This window comes from Kitasatospora sp. MY 5-36 (assembly GCF_001182915.1).
GTDB lineage: Bacteria > Actinomycetota > Actinomycetes > Streptomycetales > Streptomycetaceae > Kitasatospora.
In genome coordinates this window covers 1-943 of record NZ_LFVW01000903.1, presented here as the reverse complement: position 1 = coordinate 943, position 943 = coordinate 1, and the positions used below count along the sequence as shown (strand labels likewise).

The 943-nt window shown below is 78.9% G+C and carries 1 protein-coding gene; it reads left to right on the top strand.

What is annotated here, in order from left to right; translation table 11 throughout:
* The coding region (locus AE652_RS37985; RefSeq protein ID WP_049659883.1) for an FAD-dependent oxidoreductase at positions 1–930 on the top strand (930 nt) is incomplete at its 5' end.
* Positions 931–943: the final 13 nt, after the last annotated feature.

Sequence of the window (943 nt, the reverse complement as noted above, 5' to 3'; positions counted from 1 at the left end):
GGCCGGCTCGGCCGGCTCGCCACCACCCCGGTCGGCCGGCTCCAGGCCCGCCCGGAGACCACCGCCGCCCGCGCACTGGCCGGCCACGGCCTCGCCCAGCGCACCGTGGACGGCTTCCTGCGCCCGCTGCTCAGCGCGCTGCTCTCCGATCCGGCCCTCGGCACCAGCAGCCGGATCGCCGACCTGGTGCTGCGCTCGTACGCGCGCGGGCGGCTCTGTCTGCCCGCCGGCGGGATCGCGGCGGTACCGGCCCAGCTGGCCGCCGCCCTGCCCGCCGGAACCGTCCGCACCCGGGTGCAGGTCACCTCGATCGCCGCGGACGGCGTCGAGACCCTCGCGCACGGGCGGATCGGCGCCCAGGCCGTCATCGTCGCCACCGACGCCCGCTCCGCCACCGGACTGCTGCCCGGGCTGCGGCTGCCGGACTTCCACCCCGTCACGACCTTCTACCACGCGGCCGACACCGCCCCGCTGGGCGAGGCCGTCCTGCTGCTCGACGGCGACCGGCCGAACGGGCACCCGCCGCTGGTCTCGCACTCGCTGGTGCTCAGCGAGCTGCACCCGTCCTACGCCCCGGCCGGCCAGGCGCTGATCGCCACCACCGTGCTCGGGCGGCGCGCCTTCGACGTGGGCGGCCCGGCCGGGCTGGAGCCGGCCGTCCGGGCCCGGCTGACCGAGCTGTACGACGTCCCGACCTCGGGCTGGCAGTTCCTCGGCGTACGGCACGTCCCGGACGCGCTGCCCGCGATGCCGCCGCCGCACAACCCCCGCCGCCCGGTGCGGCTGCTGGCCGGGCTGTACGTCGCCGGGGACCACCGGGACACCAGCACCGTGCAGGGCGCGCTGGTCTCCGGGCGGCGGGCGGCGCAGGCAGTCCTGGGCGACCTCGGCGTCCCGGCGGACGCCCGGGAGGCGGAGGCGGCGGCCTGACGGCGGCACGGGT